Source organism: Shinella zoogloeoides (genome assembly GCF_030733845.1).
In the GTDB taxonomy this organism is placed as follows: domain Bacteria; phylum Pseudomonadota; class Alphaproteobacteria; order Rhizobiales; family Rhizobiaceae; genus Shinella; species Shinella zoogloeoides_C.
The window spans coordinates 249,986-270,807 of record NZ_CP132311.1; the positions used below are offsets into that span (position 1 = coordinate 249,986).

The 20,822-nt window shown below is 67.0% G+C and carries 15 protein-coding genes and 1 other RNA gene; 11 read left to right on the top strand and 5 right to left on the bottom strand.

The window, feature by feature from the left end; translation table 11 throughout:
- Positions 1-45 precede the first annotated feature (45 nt).
- The 6 genes from Q9316_RS02205 to Q9316_RS02230 all read left to right on the top strand — a co-directional run bounded on the left by Q9316_RS02205 (position 46) and on the right by Q9316_RS02230 (position 6,969).
- Positions 46-1,194 (top strand): isovaleryl-CoA dehydrogenase, encoded by a 1,149-nt coding sequence (locus Q9316_RS02205; RefSeq protein WP_306035384.1) that lies wholly within the window; start codon positions 46-48, stop codon positions 1,192-1,194.
- Complete coding sequence (locus Q9316_RS02210; protein WP_306033634.1) at positions 1,194-2,801, top strand: carboxyl transferase domain-containing protein; 1,608 nt, start codon at positions 1,194-1,196, stop codon at positions 2,799-2,801. Before Q9316_RS02205 ends, Q9316_RS02210 begins: the two co-directional genes overlap by 1 nt.
- A gap of 13 nt (positions 2,802-2,814) precedes the next feature.
- Entirely contained in the window at positions 2,815-3,198 is a 384-nt protein-coding gene (locus tag Q9316_RS02215; RefSeq protein WP_306033635.1) for a RidA family protein, read from the top strand.
- Between the two features lie 11 nt (positions 3,199-3,209).
- On the top strand, positions 3,210-5,213 hold the full coding sequence (locus Q9316_RS02220) for an acetyl-CoA carboxylase biotin carboxylase subunit (RefSeq protein ID WP_306033636.1): 2,004 nt from the start codon (positions 3,210-3,212) through the stop codon (positions 5,211-5,213).
- Positions 5,210-6,073 carry a hydroxymethylglutaryl-CoA lyase gene (locus Q9316_RS02225; protein WP_306033637.1) on the top strand — a complete coding sequence of 288 codons (864 nt, stop codon included), beginning with the start codon at positions 5,210-5,212 and terminating at the stop codon, positions 6,071-6,073. Before Q9316_RS02220 ends, Q9316_RS02225 begins: the two co-directional genes overlap by 4 nt.
- A 95-nt stretch (positions 6,074-6,168) precedes the next feature.
- Positions 6,169-6,969 (top strand): crotonase/enoyl-CoA hydratase family protein, encoded by an 801-nt coding sequence (locus tag Q9316_RS02230; protein WP_306033638.1) that lies wholly within the window; start codon positions 6,169-6,171, stop codon positions 6,967-6,969.
- A gap of 167 nt (positions 6,970-7,136) precedes the next feature.
- Here the strand turns inward: Q9316_RS02230 and pbpC are convergent, their stop codons facing one another.
- On the bottom strand, positions 7,137-9,221 hold the full coding sequence (gene pbpC / locus Q9316_RS02235) for a penicillin-binding protein 1C (protein WP_306033639.1): 2,085 nt from the start codon (positions 9,219-9,221) through the stop codon (positions 7,137-7,139).
- An 11-nt stretch (positions 9,222-9,232) separates the two neighbouring features.
- Entirely contained in the window at positions 9,233-14,683 is a 5,451-nt protein-coding gene (locus Q9316_RS02240) for an alpha-2-macroglobulin family protein (RefSeq protein WP_306035385.1), read from the bottom strand.
- Between the two features lie 511 nt (positions 14,684-15,194).
- On the opposite strand from Q9316_RS02240, the gene Q9316_RS02245 reads away from it, so the two are divergent.
- Positions 15,195-16,139, top strand: coding sequence for an AEC family transporter (locus Q9316_RS02245; RefSeq protein WP_306033640.1), 945 nt, complete (start codon positions 15,195-15,197; stop codon positions 16,137-16,139).
- Positions 16,140-16,293: 154 nt separating this feature from the next.
- Here Q9316_RS02245 and Q9316_RS02250 read toward each other — a convergent pair whose 3' ends face one another.
- The gene (locus tag Q9316_RS02250; protein ID WP_306033641.1) at positions 16,294-17,130 is read right to left on the bottom strand and encodes a c-type cytochrome; all 837 of its coding nucleotides are present in this window, start codon (positions 17,128-17,130) and stop codon (positions 16,294-16,296) included.
- A gap of 152 nt (positions 17,131-17,282) precedes the next feature.
- On the opposite strand from Q9316_RS02250, the gene Q9316_RS02255 reads away from it, so the two are divergent.
- The 3 genes from Q9316_RS02255 to Q9316_RS02265 all read left to right on the top strand — a co-directional run bounded on the left by Q9316_RS02255 (position 17,283) and on the right by Q9316_RS02265 (position 19,219).
- The gene (locus tag Q9316_RS02255; protein WP_306033642.1) at positions 17,283-18,038 is read left to right on the top strand and encodes a 3-deoxy-manno-octulosonate cytidylyltransferase; all 756 of its coding nucleotides are present in this window, start codon (positions 17,283-17,285) and stop codon (positions 18,036-18,038) included.
- Positions 18,039-18,052: 14 nt separating this feature from the next.
- On the top strand, positions 18,053-18,904 hold the full coding sequence (locus Q9316_RS02260) for a prephenate dehydratase (RefSeq protein WP_306033643.1): 852 nt from the start codon (positions 18,053-18,055) through the stop codon (positions 18,902-18,904).
- Positions 18,905-18,982: 78 nt separating this feature from the next.
- Positions 18,983-19,219 (top strand): hypothetical protein, encoded by a 237-nt coding sequence (locus Q9316_RS02265; protein WP_306033644.1) that lies wholly within the window; start codon positions 18,983-18,985, stop codon positions 19,217-19,219.
- Here Q9316_RS02265 and nudC read toward each other — a convergent pair whose 3' ends face one another.
- Together nudC and Q9316_RS02275 are read right to left on the bottom strand one after the other, a co-directional pair.
- A complete protein-coding gene (gene nudC / locus Q9316_RS02270) occupies positions 19,220-20,194 on the bottom strand; it encodes an NAD(+) diphosphatase (protein WP_306033645.1) in 975 nt (324 codons plus the stop codon). It lies immediately after the preceding gene.
- Entirely contained in the window at positions 20,191-20,616 is a 426-nt protein-coding gene (locus Q9316_RS02275) for an HIT domain-containing protein (protein WP_306033646.1), read from the bottom strand. The genes nudC and Q9316_RS02275 overlap by 4 nt, the downstream gene beginning before the upstream one ends.
- 99 nt (positions 20,617-20,715) lie before the next feature.
- On the opposite strand from Q9316_RS02275, the gene ffs reads away from it, so the two are divergent.
- Positions 20,716-20,813, top strand: an RNA gene (gene ffs / locus Q9316_RS02280) — signal recognition particle sRNA small type.
- Positions 20,814-20,822: the final 9 nt, after the last annotated feature.

Sequence of the window (20,822 nt, forward strand, 5' to 3'; positions counted from 1 at the left end):
CGCCTGAACGACTGCGCGGGGAGGACGGATATGTATGACGCCGGCATGAGCTTCGGGCTCGGGGACGATATCGATGCGCTGCGCGAGAGCGTGCGGCGCTTTTCGGCCGATCGCATCGCGCCGCAGGCGGCGGAAATCGACCGCAGCAACAATTTTCCGATGCCGCTGTGGCGGGAGCTCGGCGATCTCGGCCTGCTCGGCATCACCGCGCCGGAAGGTTATGGCGGCTCCGGCATGGGCTATCTCGCCCATTGCGTGGCGATGGAGGAGATCAGCCGGGCCTCGGCTTCTGTCGGCCTCAGCTACGGCGCCCATTCCAACCTCTGCGTCAACCAGATCATCCGCAATGCCTCGCAGGCACAGCGCGAACGATACCTGCCGAAGCTGATCTCCGGCGAGCATGTCGGCGCGCTCGCCATGTCGGAGCCGGGCGCGGGCTCGGACGTCGTCTCCATGAAGCTGCGCGCGGAGAAGCGCGGCGACCGCTACGTGCTGAACGGCAACAAGATGTGGATCACCAACGGGCCGGATGCGGACGTGCTGGTGGTCTACGCCAAGACCGATCCCGAGGCCGGCTCGCGCGGCATCACCGCCTTCCTCATCGAGAAGGGCTTCAAGGGCTTTTCGACCGCCCAGAAGCTCGACAAGCTCGGCATGCGCGGCTCCAACACCTGCGAACTCGTCTTCACCGATTGCGAGGTGCCGGAGGAGAACGTGATGGGTACGGTGGGGCGCGGCGTCAACGTGCTGATGTCCGGCCTCGACTACGAGCGCGTCGTCCTGTCGGGCGGCCCGCTCGGCATCATGGCGGCGTGCCTCGACGTGGTGGTTCCCTATCTCCATGAGCGAAAGCAATTCGACCGGCCCATCGGCGAATTCCAGCTCATGCAGGGCAAGGTCGCCGACATGTATGTCGCGCTCAACGCCTGCCGCGCCTATGTCTATGCCGTGGCTGCCGCCTGCGACCGGGGCGAGACGACCCGCAAGGACGCTGCCGGCTGCATCCTCTATTCGGCCGAATGCGCGACGAAGCTGGCGCTGGAAGCTATCCAGGCGCTCGGCGGCAACGGCTATATCAACGACTACCCGACCGGCCGCTTGCTGCGCGACGCCAAGCTCTACGAGATCGGCGCCGGCACCTCTGAAATCCGCCGCATGCTGATCGGCCGCGAAATCTTTCAGGAGACGCTGTAATGCCGGTCATCCCCTCGGCCGTGAACACGCGCAGCGAGACTTTTGCAGCGAACCGCAAGGCGATGCTCGATGCGCTCGCGCTCGTCGAGGAAGCCGCGAGCCTTGCCATGGACGGCGGCGGTGCGAAGGCGCGGGATCGCCATGTCTCCCGCGGCAAGCTCCTGCCGCGCGACCGCGTGGCGCAATTGCTCGATCCCGGCTCGCCCTTCCTCGAAATCGGCCTCACCGCCGGCCACGGACTCTATGACGGTGCCTCGCCCTCCGGCGGCATGATATCGGGCATCGGCCGCGTGTCCGGTCGAGAATGCATGATCGTCTGCAACGATGCCACGGTGAAGGGCGGCACCTATTACCCGATCACCGTGAAGAAGCATCTGCGCGCGCAGGAGATCGCCGTGGAGAACCGGCTGCCCTGCATCTATCTCGTCGATTCCGGCGGCGCGAACCTGCCGAACCAGGACGAGGTGTTTCCCGACCGTGATCATTTCGGCCGAATCTTCTACAACCAGGCGCAGATGTCCGCGGCCGGCATTCCGCAGGTCGCCGTCGTCATGGGAAGCTGCACGGCGGGCGGCGCCTATGTGCCGGCGATGAGCGACGAGACCGTCATCGTCGAGAACCAGGGCACGATCTTCCTCGCCGGCCCGCCGCTGGTAAAGGCCGCGACGGGCGAGGTGGTGACGGCCGAAGACCTCGGTGGTGGCGACGTACACACCCGCCTTTCCGGCGTCGCGGATCATCTTGCGCGCGACGACCGTCATGCGCTGGAAATCGCCCGCCAGATCGCCGCCAACCTCAATACGCGTAAGCCGGAGGTTACGAAATCGGGCGACGGTGATGCGCCGCTCTACGACCCGGAAGAGCTGCTCGGCATCGTGCCGGCCGATACGCGCACGCCGTACGATGTGCGCGAGGTCATCGCCCGCGTTGTCGACGGCTCGCGCTTCGACGAGTTCAAGGCCCGCTTCGGCACGACGCTGGTCTGCGGTTTCGCCGCCCTGCATGGATTGCCTGTCGGCATCATCGCCAACAATGGCGTGCTCTTCTCCGAGGCGGCGCTGAAGGGCGCGCATTTCATCGAGCTCTGCGCCCAGCGCGGCATTCCGCTGCTCTTCCTGCAGAACATCACCGGCTTCATGGTCGGCCGCAAATACGAGGCGGAGGGTATCGCCAAGCATGGCGCCAAGCTCGTCACCGCCGTCGCGACGGCGAAAGTGCCGAAGCTCACCGTGCTGATCGGCGGTTCCTACGGCGCGGGAAACTACGGCATGTGCGGCCGGGCCTATTCGCCGCGTTTCCTCTGGACCTGGCCGAACAGCCGCATTTCGGTAATGGGCGGCGAGCAGGCGGCCGGCGTGCTGGCGACCGTCCGGCGCGAGGGCATCGAGCGCACCGGCGGAAGCTGGAGCGCCGAGGAGGAGGCCGCCTTCAAGCAGCCGACCATCGACATGTTCGCCCGCCAGAGCCACCCGCTCTATGCCTCGGCACGGCTTTGGGATGACGGCATCGTCGATCCGCGCAAGACGCGCGACGTGCTGGCGCTCTCGCTTTCGGCGGCGCTCAACGCGCCGGTCGAGCCCACCCGTTTCGGCGTCTTCAGGATGTAGAGGAGGCAATGTCATGAAACGCGAACTGATCAATGCCAAAAACGCCCCCGCCCCGCGCGGCGGCTATACGCAGGCCGTGAAGATCGAGGATTTCAAGACGCTGCTGTTCATCAGCGGCCAGATTCCGGTTTCGGACGACGACAAGGTGCCCGAGACGTTCGAAGATCAGGCGCGGCTCGTCTGGCGCAACATCGACGCGCAGTTGAAGGCCGCCGGCATGTCGAAGGCGGATCTCGTCAAGGTCACGACCTTCCTTGCCGACCGTCACCACGCGACTGCCAACCGCGAGATCCGCAGCGACTATCTCGGCGCGGTCGCCCCGGCGATGAGCGTCGTCATCGCATCGATCTTCGATGGGAAATGGCTGCTCGAAGTCGAAGCCATCGCCGCGCAATGACCGGAGGCCGGATGTTCAGGAAAATCCTCATCGCCAACCGCGGCGAAATCGCCTGCCGCATCATCCGCACCGCCCGGCGCATGGGCGTTGCGACGGTCGCCGTCCATTCCGATGCCGACCGGGCGGCGCTGCATGTCGAGATGGCCGACGAAGCCATCCGCATCGGCCCGGCGGAGGCGGCGAAAAGCTACCTGAACATTCCCGTCATCATCGAGGCCGCCAGGGCGAGCGGCGCGGAGGCGGTGCATCCGGGCTATGGGTTTTTGTCGGAGAACCCCGATTTCGTCGAGGCGGTGGAGGCGGCGGGTCTCGTTTTCATCGGCCCTTCGGCAGGCGCCATCCGCGCCATGGGCCTCAAGGACGCCGCCAAGGCGCTGATGGAGAAGGCCGGCGTTCCTGTCGTGCCCGGCTATCACGGCGAGGGGCAGGAAGCTGCCTTTCTCGCCGGCGAGGCGGAGGCCATCGGCTATCCGGTGCTGATCAAGGCGCGCGCCGGCGGCGGCGGCAAGGGCATGCGCCGGGTGGAACGTTCCGCCGATTTTGCCGCGGCGCTGGAAAGCGCACGGCGCGAGGCGGAAAGCGCCTTCGGCGACGGCCGCGTGCTGGTCGAGAAATACATGGCGAAACCCCGCCATATCGAGGTGCAGGTCTTTGGCGACAGGCACGGCAATGTCGTGCATCTCTTCGAGCGTGACTGCTCGCTCCAGCGCCGACACCAGAAGGTCATCGAGGAGGCGCCTGCGCCCGGCATGACCGAGGAGATGCGCGCGGCGATGGGTGCGGCCGCGGTGCGCGCGGCGGCGGCGATCGGCTATAGCGGCGCGGGCACGGTGGAGTTCATCGTCGACGTGTCCGAGGGCCTTCGGCAGGACCGCTTCTACTTCATGGAAATGAACACGCGCCTGCAGGTCGAGCATCCCGTGACGGAGGCGATCACCGGCCTCGACCTTGTGGAATGGCAACTCCGCGTCGCGGCCGGCGAACCCCTGCCGAAGCGGCAGGAGGAACTGGCGATCGACGGCTGGGCCTTCGAGGCGCGGCTCTACGCGGAAAATCCGGCGCGCGATTTCCTGCCGGCGACCGGCCGCCTTTCCGCCTTCGACATGCCGGACGTCCTCGATCAGGCAGGGGGGGCGCGCGTCGATTCCGGCGTGCGGGCCGGTGATCTCGTCACACCCTACTACGATCCGATGATCGCCAAGGTGATTACTCACGGCCGCACACGCGGGGAAGCGCTTGCGAAGCTGGAAACGGCACTCGAGCAATGCCGCGTCGGTGGCGTGACGATCAATGCCGGCTTCCTCGCCCGCCTATGCCGTCTGCCGGCCTTTGCCGACGGCGATGTCGATACCGGCCTTATCGGCCGCGCGGGCGAGGGGGTGCTGGCCGATCCCGAGCCCTCGGAAGAAGCCTTCGCGCTCGCCGCCCTCTGCGCGCTCGGTTTCCTCGCCGCGCCGGCCGATGCGGACCCATGGGGCCATATCCGCGGTTTCCGCTTGTGGGGCGATGCCACGCGGACGGTGTTTCTCGATCACGGCGGCACGGAGCATGCGCTGCGCGTGGCGACGTCGGGCATGGACCGCTTCCGCATCACGCATGATGGCGTGGCGACCGATATCCATGTGCAGTCGACGGACGGCCGCTCCGTTCGCGCGGATTTCGATGGGCACACGCTTCCGGCAAAGGTGCACCGCGACGGCGCCGACATCGTGGTCTTTTTCGGGGGGCACAGCCATGCCTTCGCGCTCGCCGAAGCGGCCGGCCATCATGGCGAGGCGGCGGCGGGTGGCGACCGGCTGACCGCTCCGATGCCGGGTCTCGTGCGCATCGTGTCGGCAGAGCCGGGCGCGCGGGTCGCCAAGGGCGATGCGCTCGTCACCATGGAGGCGATGAAGATGGAACTGGTGCTGGCCGCGCCGCGCGACGGCGTGGTGGCGGCGGTGCCGGTGGCAGTGGGCGACCAGGTGGCGGAAGGGGCGCTTCTCGTCTCGCTGGAACCCGAGGAGGCGGCATGACGCGGCCTATCGAAATCGTCGAGATGGCGGCCCGTGACGGGCTGCAGAACGAGAAGGCGATCATTCCCACCGCCGACAAGATCGCGCTGATCGACCTTTTGTCCGATTGCGGCTTCCGCCGCATCGAGGCAACGAGCTTCGTCAGCCCCAGATGGGTGCCGCAGCTTGCCGACGGCGCCGAGGTGATGGCCGGCATCCGGCGGCGACCCGGCATTTCCTACGCGGCGCTGGTGCCCAACATGAAGGGCTACGAGGCGGCGAAGGCGGCCGGCGTCGACGAGGTCGCGGTCTTCCTCTCGGCCTCAGAAGGGTTCTCGCGCGCCAACCTCAACTGCTCGATCGCCGAAAGCATCGAGCGTGCCCGGCCGGTCGCGGAAGCGGCCAGGACGGACGGCATCCCCCTGCGCGGCTATGTGAGCTGCGTCGTGCAATGTCCCTATGACGGGCCGGTGGAGCCCGGCGCGGTGGCGCGGGTGGCGGGCCAGCTCCTGCACCTCGGCTGCCATGAAGTGAGCCTTGGCGATACGATCGGCCGCGCGCGGCCCGCCGAGGTGGCGGCCATGCTGGATGTCGTGCTCGCCGCCGCCGCTCCGGAAAATCTCGCCGGCCACTTTCACGATACGAACGGACGGGCGCTCGACAATATCCGCGTTGCGCTCGATCGTGGGCTTTCCGTCTTCGATGCCTCGGTCGGCGGGCTCGGCGGCTGCCCCTATGCGCCGGGCGCGCGCGGCAATGTGGATACGCTTGCCGTCGCCGACATGCTGGCGGCGGAAGGCTACGGGACAGGGCTCGATCGGGAGAAGCTCGCGGCGGCCGCGGCCTTCGCCCGCCAGATCACCGGCAAGGGCTTGCCCTGAAAAACGGCATAGCGTCCAGAATTGCGTGAAAACAGAGAGATAGAGTGTTTTCGCGATTCGGAGAAAAGCGGAAATGCTCGATAGGAGGTGCAGCCATGAATTTCGAGACGATTTCCGTATCCGTCGACCGGCGCGGCGTCGCCGCGCTGACGCTCCGCCGCCATGCGCAGCACAATGCGCTCTCCGGCCTGATGATCCGCGAACTGACCGCTGTCGCCGGTCTTCTGAGCGAGGACAAGGCGGTGCGCGTCGTAGTGCTGACGGGCGAGGGCGAGAGCTTTTGCGCCGGCGGCGACCTCAACTGGATGAAGGAGCAGATCGCCGCGACCCGCGAAGAGCGCATCGCGGAGGCGCGCCGGCTTGCCCTGATGCTGAAGGCGCTGCGCGACCTGCCGAAGCCGCTGATCGCCCGCGTCAACGGCCAGGCCTATGGCGGCGGCGTCGGGCTCATCAGCGTCTGCGATGCGGCGATCGGCGTCGAGGGCGCGCGCTTCGGCCTGACGGAGACCCGCCTCGGCCTGATCCCGGCGACGATCAGCCCCTATGTCGCCGCCCGCATCGGCCCCGCCGCCTTCCTCCGCTTCGCCACGTCCGCGCGCTTGTTCGATGCGCAACTTGCCCGGGAGATCGGCTTGCTGAGCGGGGTCGTGGCGCCGGAAAGGCTCGATGAGGCGTTAGAGGCGGAGATCGCCCCCTGTTTCGCGGCCTCCCCGGAAGCGGTCGCAGCGGCGAAATCCCTTGCGCACGCGCTCGCCCCACCGATCGACGAAAAACTCATCGAGATGACGCTGATGCGGCTTGCCGACACCTGGGAAACGCCTGCAGCGGCTGAGGGCATCGCGGCCTTCCTGGAGAAGCGCAAGGCGAGCTGGGTGCTGGCGGATACGAAGAAGTGACGTTGGCGGGTGCGGCTTGCCCCTCACCCTAACCCTCTCCCCGTAAACGGGGAGAGGGGACTTACCCTGCGAGCGGTCATTGGCTGGGGAAACCGGCGCGACATATCCCTTCTCCCCGCTTGCGGGGAGAAGGTGCCGGCAGGCGGATGAGGGGCAATCCCTCCCCGCTACTCGATGAACACCCGGACGCTCGCCGCCCGTCCGGCCGCATCGATCACCGTCAGCGTGGAAAACCCGGCGCCCTCAGGCATCCATTGCGTCGTGCGCCGGCGCGAGGCTTCCGGCAGGACCTTGCCGTTGGCGAGCCAGCGGAAGGGCGCGCGGCCGCCCTGGAGCTTCAGGACGAGCGGGGAGACGTCTTCGCCCGTCGTCGCGCCGAGCTCGACATGGGCGCCCTCCGGCGGATAGACGATTTCCGGTGCCGGCTCGCGCGCCGCCGTCGCGACGAGGCCGCTTGCGGTGGTCGAGAAACGGCGAAGGCTCGCCGGCAGTTCGGATTGCGCGATGCGCACGGCGCCGGCCGGCGCGCGCGGAAGCGCCGTGATGGCGATGCCCGAGCGCGAGAAGGCCTCGAACAGGATGGGCGCGGCGGCGCCATAGCCGGTCAGGCCCGGCACGGCGCCGTTGTCGGCGCGGCCGACCCAGACGCCGAGCACATGGCGGCCGTCATAGCCGACAGACCAGGCATCGCGGTAGCCGTAGCTCGTGCCGGTCTTGTAGGCGATGCCGAGGCGGCGGCTGCCGGTGGGCGGCGTGACGGCGGAGAGCACGTCGGAGACCTGCCAGACGGCGACGGGATCGAGCAGCGGGTCGCCACCGATCACCTTGGCCTCGCCCGAAATACCGTCGCCGAGCTGCACCGGCATGCCGCGATTGGCAAGCGCCGCATAGAGCTGGGTAAGGTCGCGCAGCGTGATGCCGAGGCCGCCGAGGCCGATGGCAAGGCCGGGCGTCTCGCCCGGCGGCAGAACGGGCCGCACCTCGGCGCGGCGGAACCGCACCATCATGCGTGTCGGGCCGACGGCATCGAGCAGGCGCACCGCCGGCACGTTCAGCGACAGTTGCAGCGCCTTGCGCACGCTGACATCGCCCTGGTAGGTCATGTCGAAATTGCGCGGGCGATATCCGGAAAAGTCGGAGGGCCGATCCTCGACGATCGTCTCCTGCGCGACCAGCCCTTCCTCGAAGGCAAGCCCGTAGATGAAGGGTTTCAGCGCCGAGCCGGGCGAGCGGCGGATGCGCGTCATGTCGATCCAGCCGGCGCGACTGCCGTCGAAATAATCCGCCGAGCCGACCTCGCCGAGGATTTCGCCGGTGCGGGCATCGGCCATCACCATGGCAATGGAGATTTTCGGGCCAAGCCGTTCGGCCGCCTCGCGCGCGACGGTCTCAAGTCCGTCCTGCACGGTGCGGTCGAGCGTCGTGCTGTGCTCGGTCGCCTTCGGGTCCTTGCGCAGCGCCAGTTCCGAAAGATGTGCGGCATGGGAGGGAAGCTGGCGGCGGCGGTCGGGCACGGCCTCGTTGCTTGCGCGTTCGGCCTCGCCTTCGCCGATGACGTCGGAGACGGCCATGCGGGTGAGCACGCGTTCGCGCGCCTTTTCCGCAGCGTCGCGATGCCGGTCGGGCCGGCGCTTTTCGGGAAGCTGCGGCAGGGCGACGAGCAGGGCGGCCTCCGCAACCGAGAGACGCTTCGGCTCCTTGCCGAACCAGGCAAGGCTTGCCGCGCGCACGCCCTCCAGGTTGCCGCCATAGGGGGCGAGCGTCAGGTAGAGGTCGAGGATTTCGGCCTTCGAAAGCCGCCGTTCAAGCTGGACGGCGCGCGCCATCTGGCGCAGCTTGGCCAGCATCGAGCGGTTCTCGCGCGGCTCGATCAGCCGCGCGACCTGCATGGAAAGCGTGGAGGCGCCCGAGACGATGCGGCCGTTGGTGACGAACTGTCCGGCGGCGCGCAGCAGCGCCAGCGGGTCGATGCCCGCATGGTCGTGGAAGCGCCGGTCCTCATAGGCGACGAGCATGCGGATGAACTGCGGATCGACGTCCGCGGCCGTGGTTTTCAGCCGCCAATGGCCCTCGGGCGTTGCGAAGGCGCGCAACAGGCGGCCATCGCGGTCGAGCACTTCCTTCGAGACGGTCTCGGCGATCCCGACCGGCGGCGGATAGGCGCGGTCCGCATGGTCGAGCCCGAAGGCGAGGGCGGCGATCGCCGCCGCCCCGCCGAGGGAGCCGATCAGGAGCTTGCGCCAGAGCGCCATCGCCTTGCGTCCTATTCAGCCTTCACCACCTGCATACGGCCGGTCGCCGTGCGGGCGGAATATTGCGGACGGTACATGTCCTCCACCTGGGCGGCCGGCAGGTCGTAGGTGCCGGGGGTGACGGCTCGCACGACATAGGCGAGCATCACGTCTCGGTTGTCGCCGCCGCTGCGGTTGAAGGCCGCGACGAAACGGTCGTAGCGGAACTCCGTATGCGCCGCCTCGGTCTCGCCGAGCCAGTCGAAGTTGGAAAGCTTCGCGCTGTCGACGAGGCTCGGATTGTCGATCTCGAAGCCGGCCGGCAGGAGGTCGGTGATGATGATGCGCGACGGCCAGTCATTATGCTCCGTCACCTTCAGCACCACGACGTAGCGCTCGTTCTGCGTGGCCTCCGTGATGTTCGCCTCCTCGCCGTCGAGCGTGTAGTAGCTGCGCTCGATGGCAAAGCCGTCGCCGCCGGCCGGCAGCGGATCGGCGGGCGCGGCCACCGTCGTCAGCACGGCGGAGACCGGCTCGCCGGTACGGTTGGCGATGGTCAGCGGGTTTTCGAGCAGGGACTTGCCCGTCATCTGCGCGGCATAGCCGCCGGCGCGTTCAGCGCCGTTGATCTCGAGCTTCAGGTCCTTGTCGGCGTCTTTGACGGACCGCGCGGCGAGCAGCATCCAGGTCTGCTCCTGCGTGCTGGTCCAGCGCTTGGTCTCCCATTGCTTGGCCACGAGCTTGGTCAGCTCCGGAATGACGTCCGGAACCGGCCGGCTTTCGGCCGCCAGCGCCAGGATCGCCGCGCCGTCGCGCAGCGACGAACCATAGTCGGTGCGCGAGAGGCTGGCGGTCATGATGCTGTCGCGCGAAAGGCCGAGCGCATTGGAGAAGATCGTCATCGAGCGCTGGGCATCGCCGTAGAGGCCGAGCGCGCCCGCGATCTGCGCGCGGGCAAGCGGCGAGGAGAACTCCGAGAGCTTCGTGTCGGCATAGTAGCGCAGGTCGCTGATCGCGGCCTTGCGGTTGCGGGCGAGCACGTAGAGCGCATAGGCGATCTCGTTGCCCTGCGTCGAGACGTTGACGTCATAGGAGATCGAATTCTGCAGGTTGGAAAGCGCCTGCAGCATGGCCTGCTCCGGCACGTCGAACTTCTGTTCGCGGGCGCGGGTCAGGAAGTCGGTCACGAAAGAGTCGAGCCACAGGTCGCCGTAACCCGGAGACCAGAGGCCGAAGCTGCCGGAAGAGGACTGGTTGGCAAGAACGCGGTAGATCGCATCCTGCACGCGCTTTTGCGTCTCCGGGTCTTCCGGCAGGCCGGACTGCTTGGAGAGCTCGCTGAGATAGAGCAGCGGCAGCGCGCGGCTCGTCGTCTGCTCCGTGCAGCCATAGGGGTAGCGGTCGAGCGCCATCAGCAGCGCCGGGATGTCGAAGGCCGCGGCGCGCGAGACGCTGAGGCTGACGGAGGCGCCTGCAAGCTGGCTGTCGGCGAGCAACTGGTCATCGATGGTCAGGCTGCCGTTCGCCGCGATCTCGATCGGCCGGCGCGTGGTGATGGGCATGGCGGCCGGGCGCACCGGCACGTTCAGCGCCTGTTCCAGCGACATGCCGGAACCGTTCGAGAGCTTGACCGTGACGAGGCCGTCACCCGCCTCGCCGCCGATGAGCGGCAGGGTCAGCGCCGTCTTGCCGCCGGGCGTAAGCGTGATCGTCTGGCTCGCGCCGGTCTGCTCGACCATGACGGAGGCATTGTGGGTGATCTCGACCGTGTAGTCGCCGGCCGGGGCATCCGTGTTGGCGATGTCGAGCCTCAGGTCCGCGCGGTCTCCGGGGGCGAGGAACTTCGGCAGGCTAGCGGTCACGACGACGGGATCGCGGATGACGACATCTTTCGTCGCGCTGCCGATGCCCGTCTTGGTCCAGGCGACGGCCATGATGCGGGCCGTGCCATTGAACTGCGGGATATCGAAACTGACTTTGGCGTTGCCGTCCGCATCGAGCTTCACGGGACCTGCGAAGAAGGCGACGAGCTTTTCCTTCGGCGGGTTGCCTTGCAGGGCCCCTTCGCCGCCGTCGCCGCCGGTGCGCAGGCGCCCGGTGGCGCCGAGCGAGCCGTCGATCAGTCGGCCGTAGAGGTCGCGGATCTCCATGCCGAGCCGGCGCTGGCCGAAATACCAGCCGGCCGGGTCCGACGCTTCGTAACGCGTGAGGTTGAGGATGCCCACGTCTACGGCGGCGACCGTGATATAGGCCTCCTCGTTGGCGCCGGCGCCCGCGACCTTCAGCGAAATGTCGAGCGGCTGGCGCGGCAGGGTCTTTTCCGGCACGTCGAGCGCGACGTTCAACTTGCGTTCGGCCGGATCGACCTTCAGCCAGGTGATGCCGATGGCGCGCATCGGCATGCGGCTTTGCTGGTCGGAACCGGGGCGGAAGAGCGTCGCGGTGACGTAGGAGCCGGGGCCCCATGCCTCGGTGACCGGGATTTCCACCTCGCCGCCTTCTGCGCCAATCGCGGCGGTCTGGGTGGCGATCAGGCTTTCGGCGCCGACGGTGATCAGGAGCTGGCCGGCATGGCGCGGCGAGACCTTGAGCCTTGCCGTGTCGCCGACCGCGTAGTTCTCCTTGTCGAGCGAGATTTCCAGAGCGTCGGGCGTTTCCGTCGAGGTCGCCGCGACATACCAGCCGGCGTCGAATTCGATGCTGGTCGCCGGACCGTCCGGCTCGGGGCTCTCGACTTCCAGGCGGTAGCGGCCCCAGGTGACGGGCGCCGAGATGCCGCCGCCCTCGGCGGCGACGTCAAGCGTGCCGTTGGCGATCTGCTTCGTCGAGAGCACCGGCTCGTAGCGCCAGGAGCTTCCGTCGCGATACCATTGATAGTTCCGCTCGACGGCAAGCAGCTTCCAGGGCAGGCCCTGCATGGCCAGCCTGGAACCGTCCGCATTGACGGCGACGACATGGAAGTTGGCGACGCTGTTTTCCGAAAGGTCGCCCTTGAATTCCGGCTTGACGCCGATCATCGGGCCGGTCGCCTTGACCGGCAGGGTGAGGCTGCGCTCGACGGCGCGCCCGCCCGCCTCCATCATGCGCAGCGTCACGAGCGCTTCGAGGCGCTGGGTGGTGGAGGGAAGGTCGGTGACGGTGACGTCGAAGGTTGCCTTACCCTCGTCGTCGAGCACGTCGAGCCCTTCGAGCGGCGTCGTGCTCTCCTCGATCGCTTCCTCGTCCGTCAGGCCGAAGACATAGTCGGGATAGGCGGGATCGGCGCGCGTCGGCTTCAGCGCGACGTCGCCCTCGATCTCGAGGCCCGCGCCCGGCGCGCCGTAGAGATAGCGGCCGTCGACGGAGACGGAGGCAGGCACGCCGGATTCGATCACCTTCGCCTCGCTCGTCATGTCGAATTCGATGCGGTCGGGCACGAAATCGTCGACGAGGAACTGCTTTTCGGCGATGGCCGTGCCCTTCGGGTCGGTGAAGACCTGCATGGTCCAGGTGCCGCGCATGCTGTTGGCCTGCAGCGGTAGGTCGACGGCATGGCCGCCTAACGCGGCTCCGTCGGAGACCATGCGGCGGTCTTCCACGCCGTCCGGCCGGTTGAAGATGAAGGTCAGCGGCAGCTTCTCGACGGCGTTCGCCTCGATGTCGCGGGCCAGCGCCGAGGCATGCACCGTCTCGCCGGCGCGGTAGATGCCGCGCTCGGTCCAGGCGAGCACGTCGATGGCGCCCGGCGCCGGGCGGCCGGTAACGCCGCGGTCGGAAAGGTCGAAGCCGGCGCGCGTCATGTCGAGGAAGACGAAGTCGCCTTCACCCTTCCTGGCGAGAATGACGGCGGGCGTCATGGCCGCCGTGCCGCGGATAAGGCCGGCGGTAAAGGTCGCCCGGCCGTCCGCATCGGTCGTCGCGGTGCCGAGCACTTCGTTGTTCTTGGCGATCAGCTGCAGCTCGACGCCTTCCAGCGGACCGGCGCTGTCGAGCGAGCGGGCGAAGACGTTGAGTCCATCCGTGCCGGCATAGGTGGTGAGGCCGACATCCGAGACGACGAACCATTGCGTGGCCTTGGCGTCCCATTCGTTGCTGCGGCCGTTCGAGGCGGCGGCGGTCAGCACGTAGACGCCGGGCTTGCGCTCCGGCAGGGCCTCGTCGACCGGGAAGCTGGTGACGACGTCCTTGTTCAGCTCCGGCGAGATGTCGATCTTGCCTTGCCAGACGATCTCGCCGCTCTGGTTCTCGATATTGCTGGCGGAATAGCCGTCGAGCTGGGTGAGGAAGCGGCTTTCGGCGAGCAGGCCCGCGATGGCGCGGTCGCCGACACGGTAGAGCTTCAGGTCGGCGCTGTCGGTGTTGACCGAGACGATCGGGATGCCGCGGCGCACGCTGCCCGGCAGCACGAAGCCGTCGCCCGTGAAGCGCACCATGGCGGTGCGGTCCTGCACGTAGATGTCGAGATCGACCGGCGCGGCGAGCGCCTCGTCGACGGCGGACGGCAGGCCCGAGCGGAAGGCGATCTTGTAGCGCTGGCCGTGGGTCAGGCCCTCGACGCAGATCTGCCGGTCCTTGGCCTCGACGGCCTTCGGCGCGGCGCCGTCGAGCGTGACGAAGGAGGCGTAGTCCGCGCCGGACTTGACGAGCGGCTCGGAGAACTCGACGCAGGCGCGCGGGCTGGCGCTGTCGGAATCGATCGTGTGGTTCACGATACGGAAGCCCTGCCGGGCGACGAGGCCGAGATAGGCCGAGCGTACCGCGACGTCTTCCTTCAATTCGAGGCTCGCCTTGTAGGCATTGATGCCGGCGCGATAGCTGCCGGACTTGTCGAGCGTGTCGGCAAGCACGGCGAGCGCGCGGGCGCGGGTCTCGGTCGTGCGCGAGAGCTGGTAGGCATTGATCGCGGCAAGTGCGCCCTGGCCGGCAAGATAGCTGTTGTTGACGGCACGGCCCATGGAATCGGCCGTCTCGATCCAGAGATAGTAGTCATCGGGCGCAATCGAGAGCGCGCCCCTGTAGGCGGTGAGCGCATGGTCGAAGCGGCTCGACGCGCTCTCGATGCGGCCAAGCGAGGCAAGGCTCTCGGCGCCCTGGCCCTGCTGGTCGGCAGCGAGCGCGAGGTTGTCGCGGAAGGTGCGGGCGTCGCTCATCATATAGTCGCTGATGAAGGAAAGCGCCGGCGGCGCGCCGATATCGGCGGCATTGTCGGCCTTCAGCACCTTGCCGGCGATGGCGCCCTGGAAATGGTTGAGCTGGTTGAAGTCGCTCTTCAGGAAGCACCACTTCACCTTGGGATTATAGGTGAAGGCGCGGCAGGACATGTCGTCGATGCAGTCGCTCTTGCACTGGTCGAGCGTCACATCCTGCACGGTGCGCAGGTCGAAGCCGAAATAGTCGCCGTTCTCCGTCGTCACGACGGCGCGTGTTTCCTCGGCGCTTGCAGGGAGGGGAGGAGAGGCCACGGCGGAAAGAAGAAGTGCCGAGAAACCCAAGAATGCGCGCATAGACATCAAGTCCTCCTAACGCTGCCCGTCTCGTTGCCGCCGCCACTGTCCCGACCCCGCCCCGGCTTGTCAATCGAAAGACGCCGCTCGCCGGGAGGCCGCATGGGGATGGCGCATGGAACCAGGGGGAAGACGTTTGATCCTGCCGGTTCAATCGCCGGAAATGCGAAAAATTTTCAAAGCGTGCGGCGTTAACCTTTTGTTAACCATATGCGCGCAGACTCCGGATCATCGACGGGTGCCGTTCTGTCATACCGCTGTAACAGGTGGCCGGTAGAACCCTCGTCAGACACTAAAGTCGTGTTTCGGCAACGCAGTGACCACGGATGTACTGGCACCGCGCGAAACACTTCCCCGGCCGGGCCGGGATGAGGAAGCGGGGGGACAACCCTCGCTTTTTTCATTTCTTCTCGCGCGCTTGGCGCTGGACCCCTCCTTCCGATTGCCCTACCCATGACGCAGCAAGGCGACGCGTCTTGCCGTCATTTGTTCCTGCTTTCCGGACGGTTTCATGTCGGACGTCGCCCTCAATGTATTGCCTGTCTTCGCGCTGATCCTGATCGGCTGGCTGCTCGTGCGCACCCGCTATCTCAGGGAAGAACTGGGGGAGGGGCTGGGCGAATTCGTCTTTCGCGTGGCCGTGCCGCTGCTATTGTTCCGCACCATCGCAGAGGCCGATTTCGCCGGCGAAGCGCCTTGGCGGATCTGGGTCGCCTATTTCGGCGGCGTCGCCGTCACCTGGACGGTGGCGCATCTGGTGGCGACCCTCGTCTTTGGCCGGGACCAGCGCATCGGCGTCCTGGCCGGCGTGTCCTCCGCCTTCGCCAACACCGTCTTCATCGGCCTGCCGCTCGTCTCGCGCATCGTCGGCGACGAGGGGCTGGTGGCGATCTCGGTCCTGCTTTCCGTGCATCTGCCGGTCATGATGATCGCCGGCACCATCCTGATGGAGCGGGCCGAACGCAAGGAGGGCACGCGCGAGCCGCAGAGCTTCGCCGCCCTCCTCATGGGCATCGGCAGGAGCCTCGTGCGCAATCCGCTGGTGCTCGGCCTCGTGGCCGGCGCGCTGTTCCATGCGGGAGGCGTGCCGCTCGGCGGGCCGGTCAAGGCGGTGGTCGACCAGCTTGCCGCGACGGCCGCCCCCGCCGCACTCGTCTCCATCGGCATGGCGCTCAACAAGTACAAGGTCGGCGGCAATGCCGGCATCGCGCTTGCCATGACCAGCCTCAAGCTCGTGCTGCTGCCGGGCTGCGTCTATGTCGCCTGCCGGCTGCTCGGCCTCAGCCCGGAATGGACGGCGGCGATGGTGCTGACCTCCTCCGTGCCGACGGGCGTCAATGCCTGGCTGCTCGCCAACCATTTCGGCGTCGGCCACGCGCTCGCCTCCTCCACCATCACCATGACGACGGCGCTCGGCGTCTTCACCGTCTCCTTCTGGGCCTGGCTGCTGGGGTGAGGGCGTTTCGCCGCTGAAAACACCTCTCTCTCGCATGGTCGGGCTAGGCTGGACCTATCCGTCAAGCGGTAAGCGCAGGGCAGGGGAGGTCATCGGCAAAACAAAAAAACCCGGCGCGAGGGCCGGGTTTCGTTATTTGTCTGGCTGGCGCGCCTTACTGAGCGGCCGGCTGTTCGGTCGTGGTGCCCTGGGTCGTGCCGCCTTCGGCCGGGGCAGCGCCCTCGGTCGTGGTCGTCGCAGCGCCGCCTTCGGTTGCAGTTGCGCCATCGGCCGGGGTGGTCGCAGCGCCGCCCTCGGTTGCGGTCGCGCCGTCAGCCGGGGTCGTCGCGCCTTCGGTCGTCGTGGCAGCCGCGCCGCCGTCAGCGGGGGCCGCGCCTTCCGTCGAGGTTGCGCCGCCTTCGGGCGTTGCCGCTGCGCCACCGGCGTCGGCACCTTCGCTCGATGGGGTCGGCAGGGCTGCCGGATTGTCGGAGAGCGTGCGCAGATAGGCGATCAGGTTGGCGCGCTCGTCTTCCTTCTTGATGCCGGCGAAGCCCATGGCAGTGCCCGGGACGTGCTTCTTCGGCGCTTCGAGGAAGTAGTTCAGGTGATCGAAGTCCCAGACGATCTTGTGGCCTTCGGAAAAGGTGGTCATGCCGGCGGAGTAGCTGAAGCCCTCATGCGCGGCGATCGGGCGGTTCACGATGTCCCAGAGACCGGGTCCGACCTTGTTCGGTCCGCCCTTCTCCGAGGTGTGACAGCTCGCACATTTCTTGAAGACGGTTTCGCCTGCGGCCGCATCGGCGCTGGCCAGCAGGGTTGCGATCGGCGTACCCTTGGCTTCTTCCGCGCCGCCCGCTGCCTCGCCGCCCGTTTCCTCGGCAACGATCGCGAAACCTTCCTTCTCGGGATGGCCCGAATGGAAAATGCCTTCAGAAGCGATCGACACGGACATCAGTACGAATACGGTGCCCAGAAGGGCACCCACGCCCATGTTCACATAAGAGTTCATCCAAACGCTCCCCTAGCAACCGGCGGACATGACACCGGCCAGTCTTGAAATCGCGCGGAACCTATGTCTTTTGCTGCTTCGTTGCAACAGTGATTGTAGCCCCCGCACTGAGACCTTTTGACACTTTTCCCGGGGGTTTTGAAGGGCCTGAGATGAATCCCGCCAATTTTGCCAAGACCCTCGTGCTCATTCCCGCACGCATGGCCTCGACGCGGCTTCCGGGCAAGCCGCTCGCCGACATTGCCGGCCTGCCGATGATCGTGCAGGTTGCGCGCCGGGCGGCGGCGGCCGATGTCGGCCGGGTCGTCGTGGCGGTCGATCACAAGGACATTTTCGATGCCGTCGTGGCGGCGGGGTTCGAGGCCGTGATGACGCGCGTCGACCACCAGTCCGGCTCGGACCGCATCCACGAGGCGCTGTCGGCATGCGATGCGGGAGGCAGCGCCGAATTCGTCATCAACGTGCAGGGCGACCTGCCGACCATCGACCCTGAGACGATCCGCGCGGCGCTTCGCCCGCTGGAGAATGCCTCGACCGATATCGCGACGCTGACGACGGAAATCCGCGACGAGCACGAGAAGACCAATCCGAACGTGGTGAAGGTCGTCGGCTCGCCGCTGGGCGACAGCCGCCTGCGCGCGCTCTATTTCACGCGCGCGACGGCGCCGTACGGTGAAGGCCCGCTCTATCACCATATCGGCCTCTACGCCTATCGCCGGAAGGCATTGGAGACCTTCGTCACGCTGAAGCCCTCGACGCTGGAAAGACGGGAATCGCTGGAGCAGCTTCGGGCCCTCGAAGCCGGCATGCGCATCGATGCCGAGATCGTTGACACCGTTCCGCTCGGCGTCGATACTCCCGCCGACCTCGAAAAGGCCCGCGCGATGCTCGCGGCCCACCCCATCTGACACGGACCTCAGCCATGATCATGAAGACCAACAAGATCGCCTTCCAGGGCGAGTACGGCGCCAATTCCGACATGGCCAGCCGCGACATGTTCCCGACCATGGAGCCGCTGCCGTGCCAGACCTTCGAGGATGCCTTCCTTGCCGTCGAGAACGGTGATGCCGACCTCGCGATGATCCCGATCGAGAACACGATCGCCGGCCGCGTCGCCGACATCCACCACCTCCTGCCGGAATCGCGCCTTCACATCGTCGGCGAATATTTCATGCCGATCCGCTTCCAGCTCATGGTGCTGCCGGGCGTGACGCGCGACGAGATCCGCACGGTCCACAGCCATATCCACGCGCTCGGTCAGTGCCGCAAGATCGTTCGCCTCAACGGCTGGAAGCCGGTGATCGCCGGCGATACGGCGGGGGCTGCAAAGCTCGTCTCGGAGACCGGCGACCGCTCGATGGCGGCGCTCGCCCCGCGGCTTGCCGCCGATCTCTACGGCCTGTCGATCATCGCGGAAAATGTCGAGGATACGGAAAGCAACGTCACGCGCTTCGTCGTGCTGTCGCGCGAGGCGGTGCCGATCGCGCATGACGGCGAGGAGATCGTCGTCACCACCTTCGTCTTCAACGTGCGCAACATCCCGGCCGCGCTCTACAAGGCGCTCGGCGGCTTTGCCACCAACGGCATCAACATGACGAAGCTGGAAAGCTACCAGATCGGCGGCAAGTTCACCGCGACGCAGTTCTATGCCGATATCGAAGGCCATCCGGACGAGCCGCATGTCCGCCGCGCGCTTGAGGAGCTTCGCTTCTTCTCCGAGAAGGTCCGCATCCTCGGCACCTACCGTGCGCATCCCATGCGCAGCGCGTTCTGAAGACGGGGAATTGACGATCGTCAGGCGGCACGGAACCGTGCCGCCGTCCTGGCATTTTCCGCATGAAAGGAGATGCCCATGCGCACGATCACATATATCACGATCCTGGTGTCGATGATGGTGAATGCCGTCCTCTTCGGCGCCGGCACCATCGCCATCCTCACTGTTCCGGTGCTCAACGACCAGGCCAAATACCTGCTACCGGCCTGGATCGTCGTCACCTTCCTCGTCAGTCCGGTCATCGCCCGTTTCATGGCGCCGAGCCTCAGGCTGCGCGAACACCCCGGCGACCAGCCGCATTTCGGGCTGCGCTGATCAGCCCTTCCAGTCGAGCCAGTCGCGCATCAGCCGGTGCGCGATGGCACCCTTCGGCGGCGGGGTCGTGGCGCCGGGCGCGACGCCCGACATGGCGCTGCGCTCGATCATCGCCGCCGTCTCCTCGCGGGTGAACCAGCGGCAATCTTCCAGCTCCTGCTCGTCGCGGCGGATCTCGAAGGACATCGCCTCGCCGTAGCAGCCGATCATCAGCGAATGCGGCATCGGCCAGGGCTGCGAGGCGTGGTAGCGCACGCGGCCGACCCTGATGCCGGATTCCTCAAGGGTCTCGCGGCGCACGGTGTGCTCGATCGTCTCGCCCGGCTCCAGGAAGCCGGCAAGGCAGGAATACATGCCCTCGGGAAAATGCGGCGAGCGGCCGAGCAGGCACAGGTCCCGCTCGATGTCGATGATCAGCATGATCGCGACCGGATCGGTGCGCGGGAAGATCGTGTGGCTGCAAGCCTCGCAGACCCGGCGGTAGCCGCCGATCTCCGAGCGGGTCGGCGAGCCGCACTTGCCGCAGAAGCGGTTGTTGGCGTTCCAGGTCATCAGGCTGGAGGCCTGGGCGAACTGGCCGAGCAGATCATCGTCGAGCATCTGCTGGCGGTAGAGCGTGCGCCCGTCCGTCGCCTTCAGCGGCTCGTGCAGCGTGTCTGGATCGGCGCGCACGGGAATGGCCAGCCGCGGTTCGCCGTTCTTGAGGTAGCCGAGCAGGATGGCCTCTTCCGGCACCGGATCCAGCCCCGCCAGCTCGTAGGGGGCGAAGAGCGGATCGATGATCTTCTCGTCATGCTTGACGACCAGCTTGCCGCCGGCGATCGCGAAGGCGTGCACCGTTTCCGCCTTGAAGGCCTGTTCCAGGCAGTCCGGCGCGCGGTGCTCCGACTGGCGGTCGAGGCTGTTTTCCGCAAACGCCACCATGGTGCTGGGTTCGGGGTGCGGGCGGTAGAAATCGAAAAGCGATGGCTTCATGGTGCGAGCGCGTCCAGCAGCTTGGCCGCAAAGGCCTTGGTTTCCTCGGCCGAGCGCGGCTCGGCGGTGCCATAGCCCCAGATCGGGCCGGGCCAGTTCGGGTCGCCCTCGCTGCGCGCGACGACATGGACGTGGAGCTGGCGCACGATGTTGCCGAGCGCGCCGATATTGATCTTCGTTGCCCCCGTCACCGCCTTCAGCGTCTCGGCCACCAGCACCGTCTCGAAGGTCAGCATGGTCTGGTCGAGCGGCGTCAGGTCGAAGATTTCGGTGACATCCGGGCGCTGCGGCACGAGCACCAGCCATGGCCAGCGCGCATCCTTCATCAGGCGCAGTTCGCACAGGCCGATCTTCGTTACGAGATCGCTGTCGCGCGCCAGCCGTTCGTCGAGTTGAAAATCGCTCAAGGGGTTCTCCCGCATGCATCTTTCATAGAGTCATGCCACGCACCCGATTTCCCTCCAACAGTTTTTTGTCGCCCGCGCTTGCATTCGGATGGAATATTGCCGATATGGGGAGCGGGAGGTTGGTGGTGGACGAGCCACTCGCCAACCGGGTCAGGTCCGGAAGGAAGCAGCCCTAACGAGCCCCGGCACGGGTCATCGTGCCAGCCTCCCACCTTACCGTC